An 18,600-nucleotide genomic window follows, 5' to 3' on the forward strand; every position below is an offset into this window, starting at 1 on the left:
ATCGGTGGAAAAAGAAGGGGGCCGGTGGGGTTTAGACGCGCTCGCGCACCATGTCCCGCAGCCGTTTCGGCGCGGGCTTGAGGGGCGTGCGGGCCACCGTCCAGCCGCTCTGGCGCGACGGCGTCAGGGCGCGGAAGCGCGACGCCAGCCAGGTGAAGGCCCGGTAGGCGCCAGGCTGGGCGTAGATGCGCGCCCACAAACGCCAGACGAAGGACACCAGGGGCCGGTAGCCCGCCCCCTGGCCGACCATCGCCGGATGGGGATGGGGGGCGCTCTGGGCTTCGCCGCGCAGGCGCACCAGTAGTTCCGGGATGGGGATCTTCACCGGGCAGACTTCGCCGCAGGCGCCGCACAGGGTGGACAGGGTGGGCAGCAGGTGGGTCTGCTCCAGTCCCATCATGTGGGGCGAGACGATCTTGCCGATGGGGCCCGGGTAGGTAGTGCCGTAGGCATGACCGCCGATGCGGGTGTACACCGGGCAATGGTTCATGCAGGCGCCGCAGCGGATGCATTGCAGGGTCTTGCGCAGTTGTTCGTCGGCGTAGGCCTGGGAACGGCCGTTGTCGAGCAGCACCAGATGCACCTCTTGCGGGCCGTCCTTCTCGTCGGCCTTGCGCGGACCGGAGATCAGGTTGAAGTAGGTGGATACCGCCTGGCCGGTGGCCGAGCGGGTCAGGATCGAGTACAGGGGGGCCACGTGCTCGAGCTTTTCCACCACCTTCTCGATGCCGGTAATGGCGATGTGCACCTTGGGCACGGTGGTGCACATGCGGCCGTTGCCTTCGTTTTCCACCAGGCACAGGGTGCCGGTCTCGGCCACGGCGAAGTTGACGCCGGACAGGCCGATTTCGGCCTGCTCGAACTTCTCGCGCAGCACCTGGCGGCCGATCTGGATCAGGGCGTCCACGTTGTCGGTGTAGTCGACCCCGGGCACCTTCTCGGCGAACAGCCGGGCGATCTGCTCCTTGGTCTTGTGGATGGCCGGCATGATGATGTGGGAGGGCTTCTCCCCGGCCAATTGGACGATGTACTCGCCCATGTCCGATTCCAGGGCGCCGATGCCGGCGGCTTCCATGGCGTGGTTGAACTCGATTTCCTCGCTGACCATGGACTTGCCCTTGACGATCAGCTTGGCCTGATGGCGCCGGGCGATGTCGAGCATGATGGCGTTGGCCTCGTCCGGGGTCTCGGCCCAGTGCACGTGGACGCCGTTGCGGGTCAGGTTGGCTTCGAGCTGTTCCAGCAGGTCGGGTAATTTCGACAGGCTGTACTGGCGGATCGCCTCCGACAAGCTGCGCAGGGACACCAGCTCCGATTCGTCCGGGAACTGGGCGGCCCGCTTGGCCATGAGAAAGTCCATGGCACCGCGGAAGCTGCTGCGCAGGTGGTCGTCGTTGATCGCCTCGTGGACCCGCTCGCGCAGGGCCTCGGCGGAAACGAAGGCGATGGGCTTGCCTCGGGTGGCGTGGGCGGTGTGAGGCGTGGGGGCGTTCATTGCGCCGCTCCTTCCCGGGTGGTGACCAGCACGATCAGCTCCTTCGGGCCGTGGGCGCCGTAGGCCAGGGTCTGCTGGATGTCGGCGGTCTTGGACGGGCCGGACACCAGCAGGGCATTGGTGGGCAGGCCGCCAGCCCAGTTCTCGGCGCGCAGGGCGTCGAAGAAGGTGGGGTGGATGGTGGCGGCGTCGAGCAGCACGAAGTGGATCGGCGGCACCAGGGACAGGGTGCGCGGCTCGGCGGGGGAGGGCCACAGGATCAGGGTGCCGGTTTCGGCAATGGCGCCCCGAGCCTGGGTGAAGCCTGCATCTACCTTATGAAAGAGGTCGGCCTTGATGTCTTCCACCTGGCCGGCCCAGGGGCGCAGGGCGGTGCCATTGGCGGCGAAGGCCGCGGCGTCGAGGCGCTGGCCGGCCGGGGTGGCGGCGCCGTAGAGCAGGCTGGACACACCCTTTTCAGCGCACAGGCGGGCGAGCAGTTCGGGCCAGGATTCTTCCAGGGTGACGTGGACGTCGGCGTGGAAGCTCTCGATGCCGGTGCGGAAGCGGGCCAGCCGGTCCAGGGTCGATTCCTGGCGGTCCCGGGCGGCGTAGTGGGCGTCGAGCTGAGGCGTGGGCACGGGCAGGGGGATTTGCGGCGCGTTGGCGCGCAGCTTGGCGAGGATGCGGTCGCGGGCGCTCATGTCAGTTGCTCCCGGAAGCCTGGCCGCCGGTGCGGCGCAGCAGGAAGGTGGCCAGGTGTTCGCCCGGCAGGGAGGCTTTCACCCGGCCCGCATCCAGGTCTTCCTTGGCGGCGCGCTTGGTGATGTTGAGCAGGCAACCGCAGTCGGCGGTGACCACTTCGCTGGCGCCGGTGGCCTTCAGGGCCGCGACCTTGTCCGTGACCATGGCGGTGGACACGTCCGGGTGCTTGAGCGAGAAGGTGCCGCCGAAGCCGCAGCATTCCGATTCATGGCCGTGGTGGGCGAGGGTGACGTTGCCCAGCTTGGCGAGGAGTTCCCGGCCCACCAGGTGGGTGCCCATTTCGCGCCGCGCGGAACAGGAGGTGTGCAGGGTGACGGTGGTGGGCTCGCCCTGGTCGGGGCGGTTGAAGCCGACCACGTGGAGCAGGAATTCGGCGAACTCGTAGGTCCGTTCGGCGATGGCCTTGGCCTGGGCGTAGCGTGCCGGGTCGTCGGCGAAGATCTTTTCCCAGTGCCAGCGGATCATGCCGCCGCAGGAGCCGGAGGGCACCACCACCGGGTAGTCCTCGGGAAACAGGTCGAGCTGGGAGGCGGCTACTTGGCGCGCCTCGTCGGGAAAGCCGCTGGAGAAGGCGGGTTGGCCGCAGCAGGTCTGGTTGTCCGGGAAGATCACCCGGATGCCTTCCCGTTCCAGGAGGGTGATGGCGTCCATGCCGGCCTCGGGGACGAACAGGTCCACCAGGCAGGTGCCATAGAAATACACCGCCTGGGGGCGGGGGGGATAGGCGCGCACGGGGTGTTCGCCCGCGCTCACGAGGGGGACGCTCATGTCTCCTCCAGTCCTGCCGGTTGGCGCCCACGATGTGGGTCGCAGCGGCTTTTCGGTTGGTTTCGGTTATGAACCGGTAAATCGACTTACGGTAAATTGGTAAGACCAATCAAACCGATGGCGACAGAAGTTACGCGCAGCGGGCAATAAAGTCAATCATCTATAAGACTCAACTGATTGATTTTGCGGTGCACAATCGAAAACCACTGTGGTTTCTACGTACCGGAATCTTGAAAACCCAGTGTTTAAGCCGTATCATGGTGGTCTGACCAATTTAATGGAGCGGCAATGTCTGGCGGCAAGCTTGCAGTGCAGCGACTCTCGGACACCATCGCCCTGGACCTGGAACGGCGCATCCTGGAAGGTTCGTTAAAGCCCGGGGACCGCTTGCAGCCAGAGCGCGAACTGGCCGCCGAACTGGGCGTGTCCCGTCCCTCGTTGCGCGAAGCCATCCAGAAGCTCGTCTCCAAGGGCATGCTGCAAAGCCGCCAGGGCGGGGGCACCTATGTCACCGACCAGCTCGACGCCGCTTTCACCGACCCCTGGCAGGAGATGCTGCGCCAGCATCCCAACATCCAGGGCGATCTGCTCGAATTCCGCGGCATGCTCGAATCCGAGGCCGCCTCCCTGGCCGCCCGCCGCGCCACCGACGCCGACATCCTGCGTATCGGCCAGGCCTTCGAGCGGGTCGAATCCCTGTTCGCCCAGGGTACTTCGGCCAAGGTGCTGGAGCAGCAGGTCAAGGCCGACCTGGCCTTTCACCAGGCCATCGCCGAGGCGGCCCACAACGTGATGTTTGGCCACCTCACCGCCAGCTTGTTCCGCGTCACCCACGACCACATCGACGTCAACCTGCGCCACCTGCGCCGCTTCGAAGAGGACTGGCTGGAACTGCGCCACCAGCACGCGGCGATCTGGGAGTCGATCCGCAGCCGCAACCCCCAGGCGGCCCAGGATGCGGTGCGGCGGCACATTGATTTCGTTCGGGAAAGCATGATCGAGACGGCGCAGCACGCCGAGCGGGAAACCCGTGCGCTGCGCCGCTTAAAGTGAGAAAATCCCCCACTTTCGCCGCGGCCCGCTGATCTGCACGCGGCCGGGTTTTGGCCGAAACCCGCATAAACAAAGGTTTTTCCGTAGTTTCTTTTTGCCCCCAACCTTGCATTCATGCATTACTCGAAAGGATTAATCCGGCGATGAGCGCTTATGTGATCAGCTTCGATCAACTGCGTATGGACGACGTTGAGAAAGTGGGGGGCAAAAACGCCTCACTCGGCGAGATGATCAGCCAACTGGCGAACACCGATGTGCGTGTTCCCGGTGGTTTCGCCACCACGGCCGAGGCCTACCGGGTGTTCCTGGCCCACAACGGGCTGGCCGACCGCATCCAGAAGGCTCTTGAAACCCTGGACGTGGACGACGTCAAAAAGCTGGTGGAAACCGGCGCCCAGATTCGTCAGTGGATCGTCGACACTCCGTTCCCGGCCGAACTGGAAAAACAGATCGCCGAGCACTACCAGGCCCTGATCAAGGATTCCTCCCCCGAGGCGTCCTTCGCCGTGCGTTCCTCCGCCACCGCCGAGGATCTGCCGGATGCTTCCTTCGCCGGCCAGCAGGAAACCTTCCTCAATATCGTCGGCCTGGAGAACATCCTCCACGCGATGAAGGAAGTGTTCGCCTCCCTGTACAACGACCGCGCCATCGCCTACCGGGTGCACAAGGGCTTCACCCACGCCGAGGTGGCCCTGTCCGCCGGCGTGCAGCGCATGGTCCGTTCTGACACGGGCGCTTCCGGCGTGATGTTTACCCTGGACACCGAATCCGGCTTCCGCGACGCGGTGTTCATCACCGCCTCCTACGGCCTCGGCGAGACCGTGGTGCAGGGTGCGGTGAACCCGGACGAGTTCTACGTGCACAAGCCCATGCTGGAAGCGGGCAAGAACGCCGTGATCCGCCGCAATATCGGCTCCAAGCTGATCAAGATGGTGTTCACCGACCAGAAGGTCGCCGGCAAGTCCACCCAGACCGTGGACGTGGCCGAAGCCGAGCGCATCCAGTTCTCGATCTCCGACGCCGAGGTCATGGAGCTGGCCCGCTACGCCGTGATCATCGAGAAGCACTACGGCCGCCCGATGGACATCGAGTGGGGCCGCGACGGCGTGGACGGCAAGCTGTACGTCCTGCAGGCCCGTCCCGAGACCGTGAAGTCCCAGGAAGGCCACGACCGGTTGCAGAAGTTCAAGCTCAAGAGCTATTCCAAGGTGCTGGCCTCCGGCCGCGCCATCGGCCAGAAGATCGGTGCCGGCCCGGTGCGCATCGCCACCGATCCCTCCGAAATGGACAAGGTCCAGCCCGGCGACGTGCTGGTGGCCGACATGACCGACCCGAACTGGGAGCCGGTGATGAAGCGCGCCTCCGCCATCGTCACCAACCGGGGCGGCCGTACCTGCCACGCGGCGATCATCGCCCGTGAGCTGGGCATTCCCGCCATCGTCGGCTGTGGCGACGCCACCGAGACCCTGTCCGACGGCGACCTGGTGACCGTGTCCTGCGCCGAAGGCGACACCGGCCACGTGTACCGCGGCAAGCTCGACTTCGAAGTGATCTCCCGCGATCTGGGCACCATGCCCGACATCGACACCAAGATCATGATGAACGTGGGCAACCCGGAGCTGGCCTTCGAGTTCTCCCAACTGCCCAACGGCGGCGTCGGCCTGGCTCGCGTCGAGTTCGTCATCAACAACGTCATCGGCATCCACCCCAAGGCCATTCTGGACATCGACCGCCTGCCCGCCAGCAAGCGCGAGGAAATCCAGCGCCGCGCCCGGGGCTACGCCAGCCCGAAGGAATTCTTCGTCGAGAAGCTGGCCGAAGGCGTGGCCACCATCGCCGCCGCCTTCTGGCCCAAGCCGGTGATCGTGCGCCTGTCCGACTTCAAGTCCAACGAGTACCGCAAGCTGCTCGGCGGCGAGCTGTACGAGCCGGAGGAAGAGAACCCCATGCTGGGCTTCCGCGGTGCGTCCCGCTACATCGCCCAGAGCTTCCGCGACTGCTTCGAGATGGAATGCCGCGCCATGAAGAAGGTCCGCGAGGAAATGGGCCTGACCAACGTGGAGCTGATGGTTCCCTTCGTGCGCACCGTGGACGAGGGTAAGCAGGTCGTCGATCTGCTCGCCCAGCACGGCCTGAAGAAGGGCGAGAACGGCCTCAAGCTGATCATGATGTGCGAGATCCCGTCCAACGCCCTGCTGGCCGAGCAGTTCCTGGAGGTGTTCGACGGCTTCTCGATCGGCTCCAACGACCTGACTCAGCTGACCCTGGGCCTGGACCGGGATTCCGGCCTGGTGGCCTCCCTGTTCGACGAGCGCGATCCCGCCGTCAAGACCCTGCTGGCCATGGCGATTTCCGCCGCCAACAAGAAGGGCAAGTACGTTGGCATCTGTGGCCAAGGGCCTTCCGACCACCCCGATCTGGCCGAGTGGCTGATGGAGCAGAACATCACCTCCATCTCCCTCAACCCGGACACCGTGGTGGACACCTGGCTGCGCCTCGCCGGCCAGGGCCAGTAACAAGGTCCGCGGCATGACCGTCGCCTGGTGGCACTGGCTGCTGCTGGGCGTCGTTCTGATGGGCATCGAGCTTCGGCTCGGTGCCCTTTTCGTTTGCTGGTTCGGCGCTGGGGCCTGGGTAGTGGCGGGCGTGCTCTACGCCTTTCCCGCCGCCTCTTTCGGTGCACAGGTTTTTCTCTGGCTCACCGCGTCCATGACCCTGGTGTGGACCTGGTTCCAGGTTTTTCGCCGCTAGGGGCGAGTTGGGCGGTGCCCGAGGGCGCAAAAAAGCCGGAGCGCTGGTGCGTCTCCGGCTTTTTGTTTGTGGTCAGTCTAGCCGCAGCAGGTTTCAAACCCCGCGTCCCTGGCCGATCTTGAGAGTGCCACTCTGGAGCGCCAATACTGGCGCGGCCTTTGGCGACAGGTAGCTGAAGAGCGAGTATTGGCGCGGGGTTTGGATGAAGGGGAGGGGGCTGGCGTGCGATCAGCGCTGCCGTTCCTTCATCAACTGGCCCTGTTCGCGCTTCCAATCCTTCTCTTTTTCGTCGCTGCGCTTGTCGTGCAGCTTCTTGCCCTTGGCCAGGCCGATTTCCAGCTTGATGCGACCCCGGGTGTAGTGCAGGTCGATGGGCACCAGGGTGTAGCCGGCCCGCTCGACCTGGCCGATCAGCTTGTCGATCTGGGCACGGTGCAGCAGCAGCTTGCGGGTGCGGGTCGGGTCCGGCGTGACGTGGGTCGAGGCGGTGGGCAGGGCGGTGAGGTGCATGCCGAGCAGCTGGATCTCGCCCTTCTTGATCACCACGTAGGATTCCTTGATGTTCACCCGCCCGGCGCGAATAGCCTTGACCTCCCACCCTTGCAGGGCGAGGCCGGCCTCGATCTTTTCCTCGACGAAGTAGTCGTGGAACGCCTTCTTGTTGACGGTGATGCTCATGGCGCCTGGGTTTTCGCTAAAATGATCGATTCTACTTGATTCCCGGGGCGAGGGCGCCCCGCATCCCCATGGCCCTGGTTGAAAAGTCGGTACTCATCGAACATACGGCACAACACATGTTCGACCTGGTGGACCGGGTCGAGGACTATCCCCAGTTTCTCCCCTGGTGCGGCGCCACCGAACTGAAGCAGCGCACCGAGAGCAAGACTGTCGCCACGCTGCACATCAACTACCACAGCGTCAAAGCCCACTTCACCACCGAGAACGACAAGGAAGTCCCGCGCTGGATGGCCATCAAGCTGGTGGATGGCCCGTTCCGCAAGCTCGAAGGCCGCTGGCACTTCAAGCCCCTCGGCGATGCGGCCTGCAAGGTGGAGTTTTCCCTCTCCTACGAGTTTTCCAACAAATTGCTGGAAAAGATCATCGGCCCGGTGTTTTCGCACATCGCCAACACCTTCGTCGATGCCTTCGTCAAACGGGCCGACCAGCTCTACCGCCGTCCTTAGCGTTTAGCCTCCGAGGAGCCGCGATGAAGATCGAAGTGGTGTACGCCCTGCCCGGCCACCAGGAACTGGTGGCCCTGGACCTGCCGGAAGGCGCCACGGCGCAGCAGGCCATCGAAGCCTCGGGACTGCTCGCCAAGTGCCCCGAGATCGACTTGGCCAGCAACAAGGTGGGGGTGTTCGCCAAGCTGGTCCGCTTAGATACACCGCTGCGCGACAGGGACCGGGTGGAAATCTACCGTCCCCTGATCGCCGACCCCAAGGAAGTGCGCAAGCGCCGCGCCGCGGAGGGCAAGGCGATGAAGAAGGGGGCAGGGGAGGCTCACGAGGGCGCCGTCTAGCCGCTTATGCCTCGCATTGCGGGTCCAACAAAAACGCCCTGGCATGCCAGGGCGTTTTTGTTGTCGCGTTGCTGCGCGGGCGCAGCGCAGAACTTACTTGCAGAGCTCGTTCACCGACTGCCGGCTCCGGGCGATTTCACTATCGCGCTGGGCATCGTCGAGGATTTCCCGTTCGCCCTTGTCATTGAAACGGGCAATGCGTTGGCCATTCTGCAGGGCGGCCAGGTATTCGCTGGCGCGCTTGCATTCATCCTGGCGGCGGGCCTTGTCCTGGGCTTCCTTGGCGGCCTTTTCCTCCTGGTCCCGGTTTTCCATCTGGCGCTTGCGAAATTCCAGGTCCTTGTCGGCCATGGTCTTGGGGGCGGCGGCCGGGGCGCCGTTGCTGCTTGCTTGCGCGTTTTTCCCCTGTGCCGCTTCGGCCTTGTCGGCCGGTAGGGCATAGCCCGGGTTCTTGCCGTCGCCACCGCTGGAGCGGGCCGGGGTCTTGCTCGTGCGGGGCGGGGGCGAATCGGAAATGATGGTCTTGCCGTTGGCATCCTTCCAGATGTAGGTCTCGGCGCCAGCCTGGCCGGCAAGCCCGGCGAGGGCCGCGATGCCGGCGATAGCGGCTGCGCGGGCGAGGGGGGCAAAACCTCGCGACAGCAGGCCCGGGGCAGGCGGAGAGCGGCGGAAGATGGGCATCGAGCGATCCTTTTATTGTCCGTGGATTGGCTACCCGCGTATAATCGCATTTTGAGCCAAAGGTTTGAAGCCATGCGTCTGATCCAGAAGGCGTTGACGTTCGACGACGTCCTCCTCGTTCCCGCTCACTCCGACATCCTCCCCCGCGATGTCAGTCTGCAGTCCAAGCTGACCCGTCAGATTTCCCTCAATATGCCGCTGGTGTCCGCCGCCATGGACACCGTGACCGAAGCCCGCCTAGCGATCGCCATCGCCCAGGAAGGCGGCATCGGCATTGTGCACAAGAACCTCACTCCCAAGGCCCAGGCCGCCGAGGTGTCCAAGGTAAAGCGCCACGAGGCCGGCGTGCTCAAGGACCCGATCACCATCACGCCGAACATGACCGTCGGCCAGGTGGTGGAAATCACCCGTCAGCACCGCATCTCCGGCATGCCGGTGGTGGACAAGGGTGGCAAGGTGGTGGGCATCGTCACCAACCGCGACCTGCGTTTCGAATCCAACCTGGCCCAGTCGGTCAAGGAGATCATGACCCCGCGCAAGCGCCTGGTCACGGTCAAGGAAGGCGCCAGCATCGACGAAGCCAAGGAACTGATCCGCCTGCACCGCCTGGAGCGCGTGTTGGTGGTGGACGATGAATTCCACCTGCGCGGCCTGATCACCGTCAAGGACATCCTCAAGGCCACCGAATACCCCAATGCCGCCAAGGATGGCCACGGCCGCCTGCGCGTCGGCGCCGCCGTCGGCGTCGGTGCCGGCACCGAAGAGCGGGCCGAGGTCCTGGCCGAAGCCGGCGTTGACGTGATCGTGGTCGATACCGCCCACGGCCACTCCCAGGGCGTGCTCGACCGCGTCACCTGGGTCAAGAAAAACTTCCCCAACGTGCAGGTGATCGGCGGCAACATCGCCACCGCCGAAGCCGCCCTGGCCCTGGTCGATGCCGGCGCCGACGGCGTCAAGGTCGGCATCGGCCCCGGTTCCATCTGCACCACCCGTATCGTGGCTGGCGTGGGCGTGCCCCAGATCACCGCCATCCACAACGTTTCCGAAGCCCTCAAGAATACCGGCGTGCCCCTCATCGCCGACGGCGGCATCCGCTACTCCGGCGACATCGCCAAGGCCATTGCCGCCGGCGCCAATGCCGTCATGCTGGGCGGCCTGTTCGCCGGTACCGACGAGGCACCGGGCGAAGTCGAGCTGTTCCAGGGGCGTTCCTACAAGTCCTACCGGGGAATGGGCTCCCTGGGCGCCATGCAGGCCGGCGCCGCCGACCGCTACTTCCAGGAAAGCACCGCCAACGTGGACAAGCTGGTGCCCGAAGGCATCGAGGGCCGTGTGCCGCACAAGGGCCCGGTGCTCAACGTGATCCACCAGCTAATGGGCGGCCTGCGTTCGTCCATGGGTTACCTGGGCTGCCCGACCATCGGCGACATGCACGCCAACGCCACCTTTGTGGAGATCACCTCCGCCGGTGTGCGCGAGTCCCACGTCCATGACGTGCAGATCACCAAGGAAGCACCCAACTACCACGTGGATTGATCCACCGTCGGTTCCCCGGGGCGGCCCAGCGCGGCCGCCCTTCGCGTTTTTACCAGAGCATTTCGCCATGGCTCACCAGAAAATCCTCATCCTCGATTTCGGCTCCCAGGTCACCCAGCTCATCGCCCGCCGCGTGCGCGAGCAGCAGGTCTATTGCGAGCTGCATCCCTTCGACGTCAGCGACGAGTTCGTCCGCCAGTTCAACCCCCAGGGCATCATCCTCTCGGGCGGCCCGAACTCGGTGTACGAAGCCCTGGACTGGAAGGCGCCCCAGGCTGTCTTCGAGCTGGGGGTGCCGGTGCTCGGAATCTGCTACGGCATGCAGACCATGGCCCAGCAACTGGGCGGCAAGGTGGAAAGCTCGGGCAAGCGCGAATTCGGCTTTGCCGAAGTGCGCGCCCGGGGCCATTCCGCCCTGTTCAACGGCATCGAGGACCGCACCAACGCCGAAGGCCACGGCCTGCTCGAAGTGTGGATGAGCCACGGCGACAAAGTCACCGACCTGCCGGCCGGCTTCAAGGTCATCGGCAGCAGCGATTCTTGCCCGGTGGCGGCGATGGCCGACGAGGACCGCAAGTTCTATGCCGTACAGTTCCACCCCGAGGTCACCCACACGATCAAGGGCAAGGAAATGATCTCCCGCTTCGTGCACGAGATTTGCGGCTGCGGCCACGACTGGAACATGCCGGACTACGTGAACGAGGCCATCGAGAAGGTGCGCGCCCAGGTGGGCGACGAGGAAGTGATCCTCGGCCTGTCCGGCGGCGTCGATTCTTCCGTGGTGGCGGCGCTGCTGCACCGGGCCATCGGCGACAAGCTCACCTGCGTGTTCGTGGACAACGGCCTGCTGCGCCTCAACGAGGGCGAGATGGTCATGCAGATGTTCGCCCGCAACCTCGGCGTCAAGGTCATCCACGTCGATGCCACCGAGCAGTTCATGGGTCATCTGAAGGGCGTTTCCGACCCCGAGGCCAAGCGCAAGATCATCGGCCGCGAGTTCGTCGAGGTTTTCCAGGCCGAAGCCAAGAAGCTGCCCAACGCCAAGTGGCTGGCCCAAGGCACCATCTACCCGGACGTGATCGAATCCGCCGGCTCCAAGACCGGCAAGGCCCACACCATCAAGAGCCACCACAACGTGGGCGGCCTGCCGGAAACCCTCAACCTCAAGCTGCTCGAACCGTTGCGCGAGCTGTTCAAGGACGAGGTGCGCGAGCTGGGCATCGCCCTGGGCCTGCCCCACGAGATGGTCTACCGTCACCCCTTCCCCGGCCCCGGCCTGGGGGTGCGCATTCTGGGCGAGGTGAAGAAGGAATTCGCCGACCTGCTGCGCCGCGCCGACGCCATCTTCATCGACGAACTGCGCGCTGCCGACTGGTACGACAAGACCAGCCAGGCGTTTGCCGTGTTCCTGCCAGTGAAGAGCGTGGGCGTGATGGGCGACGGCCGCACCTACGAATACGTGGTGGCCCTGCGCGCCGTGCAGACCCAGGACTTCATGACCGCCCACTGGGCTGAACTACCTCATAGCCTGCTCGGCAAGGTGTCCAACCGCATCATCAACGAGGTGCGCGGTATCAACCGGGTGGTCTACGACATCTCCGGCAAGCCGCCGGCGACCATCGAGTGGGAGTGAGCGCGGATACGCTCGCACTCTGCGCATGAAAAGAAAGGCCCTTGATCATTCAAGGGCCTTTTTATTTGGCGCAGTCGCCAGCGCGGGCGGCTCTTCAGGACGGACCGCTGCCTAAGGTGAAGCGGAATGTGGCACCCTTGCCGGGGGCTGCCTCGGCCCAGATATGGCCGCCGTGTTTGCGGACAATGCGCTGAACGATGGTGAGCCCGACGCCGGTGCCGGGGAATTCCGCTTCGGTGTGCAGGCGGCGGAAGGCTTGGAACAGTTCGCCGGCGTAGGCCATGTCGAAGCCGGCGCCGTTGTCCCGCACCACGTAGGTGGGAGGGCCGCCTCCCGGGGGCGTTTCGGCGAAGAATTCGATGTGGGGCGCGGCGGTCTTGCCGGTGTATTTCCAGGCGTTGGACAGCAGGTTTTCCAAGGCGATGCGCAGCAACCCTGGATCCCCCTGGGCTTGCAAGCTGGCATCCACGTCCAGTTGCAGGCCTTCCCTGGGGGGGGAGGTATTCTGCAGACTGGTCATGATTTCCTGGGCGATGCGCCCGATGGAGGTTTGGCCGTAGTGCAATTCGGCCCGGGACACCTTGGAGAGGTTGAGCAGGTCGTCGATCAACACCTGCATGCGCAACGCCGATTTGCGCAACCGCTCTGCATAGCTCTGGGCCTGCCCCTGGAGCGGAGGCTGAACCTGGCTGAGGAGCAGGTCCGAATAGCCTTGCAGGGCTCGTAGCGGCGCCCGCAGGTCGTGGGAGACCGAATAGGAAAAGGCCTCCAGCTCCTCGTTGGCGGCTTGCAGGCGCTGGGTGCGGTCTTGAACGCGTCGTTCCAGGTCCTTGTACAGTTCCAGGTTTTCCATGGCCAGGGAGGTGGAATCGGCAAGGGCCTGGATCAGGGCCACCTCGTCCTCGTTGGGTTGGCGGTTGTTGGCCCAGTAGTTGCCAATGGCCCCGATGGGGGCCTCGGTACGGATCGGCACCATCACCAGGCTTTTGACGAAGGTGGGGCGGTAGGCGTCGTGGGGGATGCGCGGGTCCTGGTAGATGTCCGGGATTACCGCAGCCTTGCGTTCGAGCATGGCCCAACCGCTGATGCAGGCGCGCAGGGGGAAGCGCCGCCCTTGCCACAGGGGGCCGATGGCGTCTTCCGCGACGTAGTAGCACTGGTCGCCGTCGCGCAGGATGAAGGTGGCTCCGTCGGCGCCGTTGAGCTGCCGGGCGCCGGTTTTGACGATATCCACGATGGCATCGAGGCTGCGGGCCAGGGACAATTGCTTGACGATTTCCACCAGCAACGCGCGGGACGTGGCCAATTGGTTGAGGCGCCGGTTCTGCCGGGTTGCCCGGACGTTCTTCAGCACCGGCGGAAGCCGCCACAACTGTTCCTTGGAAACGACGTCGAAGGCGCCCAGATGGTAGCTCTGCTGAACCCAGCGCGGATCGGCGCTGCCGCTGACGAAGATGAAGGGAGTGTCCGGCCTTTGCTCACGGACCAGGGTCAGGGCCTGCTGGCCGTCCAGGCCGGGGAGGCTGCTGTCGGAAAGCACGAGATCGAATTCACCTTTGCTCAAGGCGGCGGCAAACCCAGCCCGAGAGTCGACCCGGGTGAGGATTGGCGTGGTCTCGGGCAGGGCGAGAGCCTGTTGGACCAGACCGGCGTCGTCAGGATTGTCTTCCAGATGAAGAATGCGCAGGGTGTCCATGGATGCGCTCCGAAAAGGGGGGGGCAGGGCGGCAGGGGAGGGGAGGCTCAGATCAGGGAGAGCGGCTGGCCCAGCAGCAGGGCGCATTCGGCGGCCGGAATGGGGCGGCTCAGCAGAAAGCCTTGGGCGATGTCGCATCCCGCCGCTTTGAGGAAGTCGCGCTGCTCGGCGGTTTCGACGCCCTCGGCGATGACTTCCAGGCGCAGTTGATGCGCCATGGCGATGATGGCCCGGGAGATGGCCTGGTCGTCGGCATCGCTGACGATGTCGCGCACGAACGCCTGGTCCAGTTTCAGGCGGTTTACTGGAAAGCGTTTCAGGTAGCTCAGGTTGGAATAGCCGGTGCCGAAGTCGTCGATGGCGATCTTCAGGCCCCGTTCGCGGAACTGGGCCATGATGGCCACGCTGGCCTGGGGATCGCGCATGCTGGTGGATTCGGTCAGTTCGAGTTCAAGCCGCTCGGGCGCGATGCCGAACCGGGCCAGTGTCTGGTCGATATCGACGAACAGGCTGGGCGAGGTGAACTGGCTGGCGGACAGGTTGATGGCAACCGTGGGGGCCGCAATTTCGGCGTGGTCCCATTGCACCAGTTGGCGGCAGGCTTCCTGAAGCACCCAGGCGCCCAGCTCGTTCATCAAACCGCAGACTTCTGCCAGGGGAATGAAGCGCCCTGGCGGCAGCCATCCCAGTTGGGGGTGCTGCCAGCGGATCAGGGCTTCCAGGCCTTCGATGCGGCCGGTATCGAGATTCACCTGGGGCTGGTAGTGGAGGGCCAATTGATTTTCGGCGATCAGGGCGGCGCGCAGTTCGCTTTCCAGCTGCAACCGCTCCCGGGCCTGGTCCGAGAGCAGAGGCGTGTAAAACGAATAGCTGCGTTCGGCACTCGTCTCGGCATAGTGCAGGGCCGCTTCGGCGGCGCGCATCAGCTGGCGCGGATCGGCGGCATCGTCGGGCAGAAGGGCCACGCCGCTACGAACCGGGACCACCTGCTGGCGCCCTCCCACCGCCACGGGAGCTGACAGGGCCTCGATGATGTGCTGGGCGAAATCGTCCAGGTCGCATCCCCGGACGAGCTCGGTGGCAAGGGCGAATCCGTTTTCCGACACCCGTGCCAGCAGGGGCTCCTGTTCCTGGCTTTCCTTCAGTCGCTCGGTCATGGCCTGGCAAATGCGGTCGATGGCCTCCTCACCGTCGCTGTCGGTGATTTCTTCCAGCCGCTGCAAGGCGATAAGCATGACGGCGAGCACCGAGGGCGTGCCGATATTCCGTTTGCCGCACCGTTCTTCCAGGTTCTGGAGAAAGTGCTGGCGGTTCGGTAATCCAGTGGTCTGGTCGAAGTGGCCCAGGTAATGAACCCGGTGCTCCGCCTGGCGTTGCTCGGTGATGTCGATGCCGCTCAGCACCACCCGTTCGGCGCGTCCCGGGCTGGTTATGGTGCCGGAGGTCCAGGTGACGACCCGTCCGCCCACGGTGGTCATGGTCCAACTGTCCCGGGCGGGCAAGTGGGGCCATTCCAGGGCGAGGCGCACTTGCTCCCGGGCATTACCGGCGTTGGAAGGGGAGGGGAACACCTCCCAGAACGCCCACCCTGGCAGGCTTGCGGGGGTGGCACCCACCATGCTGGCCGCCCGGGGATTGGCGCTGACGATGGTGCCCAATCCGTCGAGGACGACAATGGCGGCCTGGGCCGAATCGAGGGTGGCGCGCATCACTTCCCGCTCGGCAGCCAGTTCGACGTCGAGGCGGCGGCGTTCGAGCCGTTGCTCGGATTCCTGACGGGCCCGCTGGATGGCATCCGGCAGCCGGGCCATGCGATCCTTGAGAACGAAATCGGTTGCGCCAAGGCGCAGGGTGGTTACCGCCAGATCGTCGCCGAGGGAACCGGTAACGAAGATGAGGGGGATGTCCGGGGCCTGCTCGTTGCGGATTTCCAGGCCTTCCAGGCCGCTGAATCCCGGTAGGTTGTAGTCCGCCAGGATGATGTCGGGTGTGAAGTCGTGCAGGCCCGCCACGTAATCCTGGCGGCTTGCCACCAGCCGGATGTCGGCATCGATCCCGGCCAGGGACAGGGTGATCCGGATGAGCTCGCTGTCATCCGAATTATCTTCGAGGTGCAGTATGCGCAAACCGCCCATTGCCTTGTCTCCGGCGGGGGCAGCGTGTCAGAGGGCTTCCCCGGTTCAGCAGATTGGATATGCGGGCCAATTGCATTGACCCTGTGAATATGACTTCACGACTTCACTATAGCCAATTCTGAACCGATTACGTTGGCATTGTCCACGTTGCAAAAAAATGACAGAAGCGACGAATTATCTCATTGATAAAAAGGCGAAATTTCGTCGAAAGGCAACTTGCCTGCGGGGCGTTTTGCTGCAGCTGTGCGGGCTGAAGAGGTAGGAAACCGACTGGGCGGAAGAAGAGGGCTCAACCTTGTCCATCTTCCGACGCGGGGTGTTCCTTTCTCTGCCGCACGACGGATTTGCCTTGGTTACGCTTGATACGCGCCAGCCGGCGGCGGATTTCGTCCGAGTCCAGCCAAACATCGCTGCCGTGTTGGATGCGGTCGATTTCCCCTTTGGTGAGGAACGGCGTGCAGATTCTTGTCATTACCTTCTCGAACCAACTGGCGATAGCCACCACCTGGGCCTGCTGTTCGTTGCCTTTGCCAACAAAATTGCCGGAATAGGTATGGAACATGAGCTGGCAGTTGTCATGGACGATCAATTCGTCCCCGGCCAGGAAAATCATGGCCGCCATCGAGTAGGCGCGGGCTTCGAGTACCGTGATGACCTGGGCTTCGGACGCCAGCATGTTGTTGATGATCTGCAGCCCGGTATCGAAATCCCCGCCAGGCGAGTTGAGGTGAAGGTAGATCAGGTCCGTAGGGCCGGCGCTACGCAGGGTGTAGAACAGCTCGGTGTAGTACTGGGGCTCCTGGATTTCGCCGCAGACGTAGTACGAAATCTGCCGCACCGGCGCCTGCCGCTCATAACGCAGCAGGTTGGCGAAGGTCGCATTACTGCCTCCGCCGTTATTGGGCTCATCATCCAGTCCGCAAAGCAATTCTTGTGGTCTCATGGCGTCTCCTGATCGTCATTGCCTATTCGTTTTTGGTTAAGTGTATCGGCTAAGTATCTGCCACGGCGAGGAGACCGTCGCCAAGCTTGTTGCTCTAAAAGGCCGCAGTTTATTTTACATAATACAAATTATAGAAAGTAGCTGCGGCGAAGAAAAAGGCCCAGCAGGGCCACCGTGGCGCATCCAGCCACGATCTGCTTGGCCTGCTGGTTGTGCCCAGTGAAAACGAATGGTTCAACCTTCGCCTCATTCGCATTACTTGCTTTTCGCTTCGGAGTCCGGCGCGGCTTCGCTCTTGGCGGCGGGAGTTGCCGATGAGTTGCCGCTGATGGCTTCACGGGTTGCGCGATAGCCCTTGCGTGCGCCGTTGGCCACTGCATGGCCTACCGACTTGGCGGTTTCGGCCGTGGCATGGCCGATTTCCTTGCTGACTTCCACGGTCTTGTCTACCGCTTCAACGGCCGATTCCTTGATCTCGTGGCCGGCCTTGCCCAGGTCGGCCATCGCCCAGGGGCTAATGAGCGCGAGGGTCAGGCCGATGAGTGCGCTGCGTTTCTTGATCATGGTGCTCTCCTTCCTGGATATAGGTTTGGAACCAATGTTTACATCCTAGTTCGACTGAAACAAAGGAGCTGTGCCGGTTTGTAGCGGTCTGGTGGCGTGCAAAAGACGTTGCGCAAAGAAATGACCTGCCCGTCGTTAAATGAAAAGGGCAAGGCGCGTGCAGCTACCCTGCCCTTTCTCATTCGCCAGCGAAAAAAGTCATTCGATGGCGGCAATGGCCTCGGCCAGGGCCAGGATGCGCTGGGCCTCTTCCACGTGCAGGTTTTCCACCAGCTTGCCATCCACCACCACCACGCCCTGGCCCGCTGCGCGGGCTTGTTGCCATGCGTCGATCAGCCGGCGGGCATCGGCCGTTTCCTGGGCGGTGGGGGCGAAGGCGGTATTGGCCGCGTCCAGTTGCTTGGGGTGGATCAGGGTCTTGCCGTCGAAGCCCATGTCGCGCCCCTGGGCACAGGCCTGGTGCAGGCCGGCATCGTCGTTCAAATCGAGATAGACCCCGTCCAGGATTACCAGGCCGTAGGCCCGGGCGGCCAGTACACCCAGCGACAGGGCGCCGATCATGCCCACCCGGTCCAGGGTATGGCGGGCGCGCAACTCCTTGGCCAGGTCCGAGGTACCGATGACGATGGCCTCAAGGCGCGGATGGGCGGCGGCAATGGCGTTGATTTCGAGAAAGGCCCGGGGCGTTTCCGCCATGATCCACACCGGCAGATCGGCCGGCGCCCCGGCTGCATCCAGGGCGGCAACGGCCTCATGGACCTGTTCCGCCCGCTCGATCTTGGGAAAAAGAATGGCGTTGGCGCCGCAGTCGGCCACGGCCGCCACGTCGTCACGGCCCCAGTGCGTGGTCAGGCCGTTGACCCGGACCACCACCTCCCGGTGCCCGTAGCCACCGGCACGAACGGCGGCGGCCACCTGTTCCCGGGCGAGGAATTTGGCATCGGGGGCCACCGCGTCTTCCAGGTCCAGGATCAGGCAGTCCGCCGGCAGGGTGCGGGCCTTCTCCAGGGCCCGGGCGTTGGCTCCGGGCATGTAGAGGGCCGAACGGCGGGGACGGGACTTGCTGCTCATGGAATGCT

The 18,600-nt window shown here is 64.3% G+C and carries 17 protein-coding genes; 7 read left to right on the top strand and 10 right to left on the bottom strand.

From position 1 onward, the window contains the following. Nucleotides 1–31: 31 nt before the first annotated feature. Genes LWW89_RS06115 through LWW89_RS06125 form a run of 3 tightly spaced genes read right to left on the bottom strand, consistent with a single transcriptional unit; the run spans nt 32 to nt 3,007 of the window. Nucleotides 32–1,495 (bottom strand): LutB/LldF family L-lactate oxidation iron-sulfur protein, encoded by a 1,464-nt coding sequence (locus LWW89_RS06115; protein WP_293262740.1) that lies wholly within the window; start codon nt 1,493–1,495, stop codon nt 32–34. Further along, the gene (locus tag LWW89_RS06120) at nt 1,492–2,178 is read right to left on the bottom strand and encodes a lactate utilization protein (RefSeq protein WP_293262743.1); all 687 of its coding nucleotides are present in this window, start codon (nt 2,176–2,178) and stop codon (nt 1,492–1,494) included. The genes LWW89_RS06115 and LWW89_RS06120 overlap by 4 nt, the downstream gene beginning before the upstream one ends. Before the next feature lies 1 nt (nt 2,179). Beyond that, a complete protein-coding gene (locus LWW89_RS06125; protein WP_293262745.1) occupies nt 2,180–3,007 on the bottom strand; it encodes a (Fe-S)-binding protein in 828 nt (275 codons plus the stop codon). Between the two features lie 288 nt (nt 3,008–3,295). Between LWW89_RS06125 and LWW89_RS06130 the strand changes: the two genes are divergently transcribed. The 3 genes from LWW89_RS06130 to LWW89_RS06140 all read left to right on the top strand — a co-directional run bounded on the left by LWW89_RS06130 (nt 3,296) and on the right by LWW89_RS06140 (nt 6,811). Continuing rightward, nucleotides 3,296–4,060: an FCD domain-containing protein gene (locus tag LWW89_RS06130; RefSeq protein WP_293262748.1), complete on the top strand. Its 765-nt coding sequence runs from the start codon at nt 3,296–3,298 to the stop codon at nt 4,058–4,060. 143 nt (nt 4,061–4,203) lie between these two features. After that, entirely contained in the window at nt 4,204–6,576 is a 2,373-nt protein-coding gene (gene ppsA, locus LWW89_RS06135) for a phosphoenolpyruvate synthase (protein WP_293262751.1), read from the top strand. Between the two features lie 13 nt (nt 6,577–6,589). Beyond that, on the top strand, nt 6,590–6,811 hold the full coding sequence (locus LWW89_RS06140; protein ID WP_293262754.1) for a hypothetical protein: 222 nt from the start codon (nt 6,590–6,592) through the stop codon (nt 6,809–6,811). Between the two features lie 228 nt (nt 6,812–7,039). Here LWW89_RS06140 and smpB read toward each other — a convergent pair whose 3' ends face one another. Continuing rightward, on the bottom strand, nt 7,040–7,489 hold the full coding sequence (smpB, locus tag LWW89_RS06145) for an SsrA-binding protein SmpB (protein WP_293262757.1): 450 nt from the start codon (nt 7,487–7,489) through the stop codon (nt 7,040–7,042). Between the two features lie 68 nt (nt 7,490–7,557). On the opposite strand from smpB, the gene LWW89_RS06150 reads away from it, so the two are divergent. Continuing rightward, complete coding sequence (locus tag LWW89_RS06150) at nt 7,558–7,995, top strand: type II toxin-antitoxin system RatA family toxin (RefSeq protein WP_293262760.1); 438 nt, start codon at nt 7,558–7,560, stop codon at nt 7,993–7,995. 23 nt (nt 7,996–8,018) lie between these two features. Beyond that, on the top strand, nt 8,019–8,333 hold the full coding sequence (locus LWW89_RS06155; protein ID WP_293262763.1) for an RnfH family protein: 315 nt from the start codon (nt 8,019–8,021) through the stop codon (nt 8,331–8,333). A 93-nt stretch (nt 8,334–8,426) separates the two neighbouring features. Here LWW89_RS06155 and LWW89_RS06160 read toward each other — a convergent pair whose 3' ends face one another. Next, nucleotides 8,427–9,014 (bottom strand): DUF4124 domain-containing protein, encoded by a 588-nt coding sequence (locus tag LWW89_RS06160; RefSeq protein WP_293262766.1) that lies wholly within the window; start codon nt 9,012–9,014, stop codon nt 8,427–8,429. A gap of 72 nt (nt 9,015–9,086) precedes the next feature. Between LWW89_RS06160 and guaB the strand changes: the two genes are divergently transcribed. Beyond that, the gene (gene guaB, locus LWW89_RS06165) at nt 9,087–10,550 is read left to right on the top strand and encodes an IMP dehydrogenase (protein WP_293262769.1); all 1,464 of its coding nucleotides are present in this window, start codon (nt 9,087–9,089) and stop codon (nt 10,548–10,550) included. Nucleotides 10,551–10,617: 67 nt separating this feature from the next. Next, nucleotides 10,618–12,183 carry a glutamine-hydrolyzing GMP synthase gene (gene guaA / locus LWW89_RS06170; protein ID WP_293262772.1) on the top strand — a complete coding sequence of 522 codons (1,566 nt, stop codon included), beginning with the start codon at nt 10,618–10,620 and terminating at the stop codon, nt 12,181–12,183. Nucleotides 12,184–12,277: 94 nt separating this feature from the next. Here the strand turns inward: guaA and LWW89_RS06175 are convergent, their stop codons facing one another. The 5 genes from LWW89_RS06175 to LWW89_RS06195 all read right to left on the bottom strand — a co-directional run bounded on the left by LWW89_RS06175 (nt 12,278) and on the right by LWW89_RS06195 (nt 18,592). After that, nucleotides 12,278–13,879, bottom strand: a complete 1,602-nt coding sequence (locus LWW89_RS06175) for an ATP-binding protein (protein ID WP_293262775.1) — start codon at nt 13,877–13,879, stop codon at nt 12,278–12,280. 47 nt (nt 13,880–13,926) lie between these two features. Continuing rightward, nucleotides 13,927–16,005: an EAL domain-containing protein gene (locus LWW89_RS06180; protein ID WP_293262778.1), complete on the bottom strand. Its 2,079-nt coding sequence runs from the start codon at nt 16,003–16,005 to the stop codon at nt 13,927–13,929. A 298-nt stretch (nt 16,006–16,303) separates the two neighbouring features. After that, entirely contained in the window at nt 16,304–16,957 is a 654-nt protein-coding gene (locus LWW89_RS06185; protein ID WP_293262781.1) for a Clp protease ClpP, read from the bottom strand. Between the two features lie 255 nt (nt 16,958–17,212). Continuing rightward, nucleotides 17,213–17,521 carry a hypothetical protein gene (locus LWW89_RS06190; RefSeq protein WP_293262784.1) on the bottom strand — a complete coding sequence of 103 codons (309 nt, stop codon included), beginning with the start codon at nt 17,519–17,521 and terminating at the stop codon, nt 17,213–17,215. Nucleotides 17,522–17,719: 198 nt separating this feature from the next. Then, complete coding sequence (locus tag LWW89_RS06195; RefSeq protein WP_293262787.1) at nt 17,720–18,592, bottom strand: CoA ester lyase; 873 nt, start codon at nt 18,590–18,592, stop codon at nt 17,720–17,722. Nucleotides 18,593–18,600: the final 8 nt, after the last annotated feature.

Source organism: Oryzomicrobium sp. (genome assembly GCF_021287045.1).
Classification (GTDB): Bacteria; Pseudomonadota; Gammaproteobacteria; order Burkholderiales; family Rhodocyclaceae; genus Oryzomicrobium.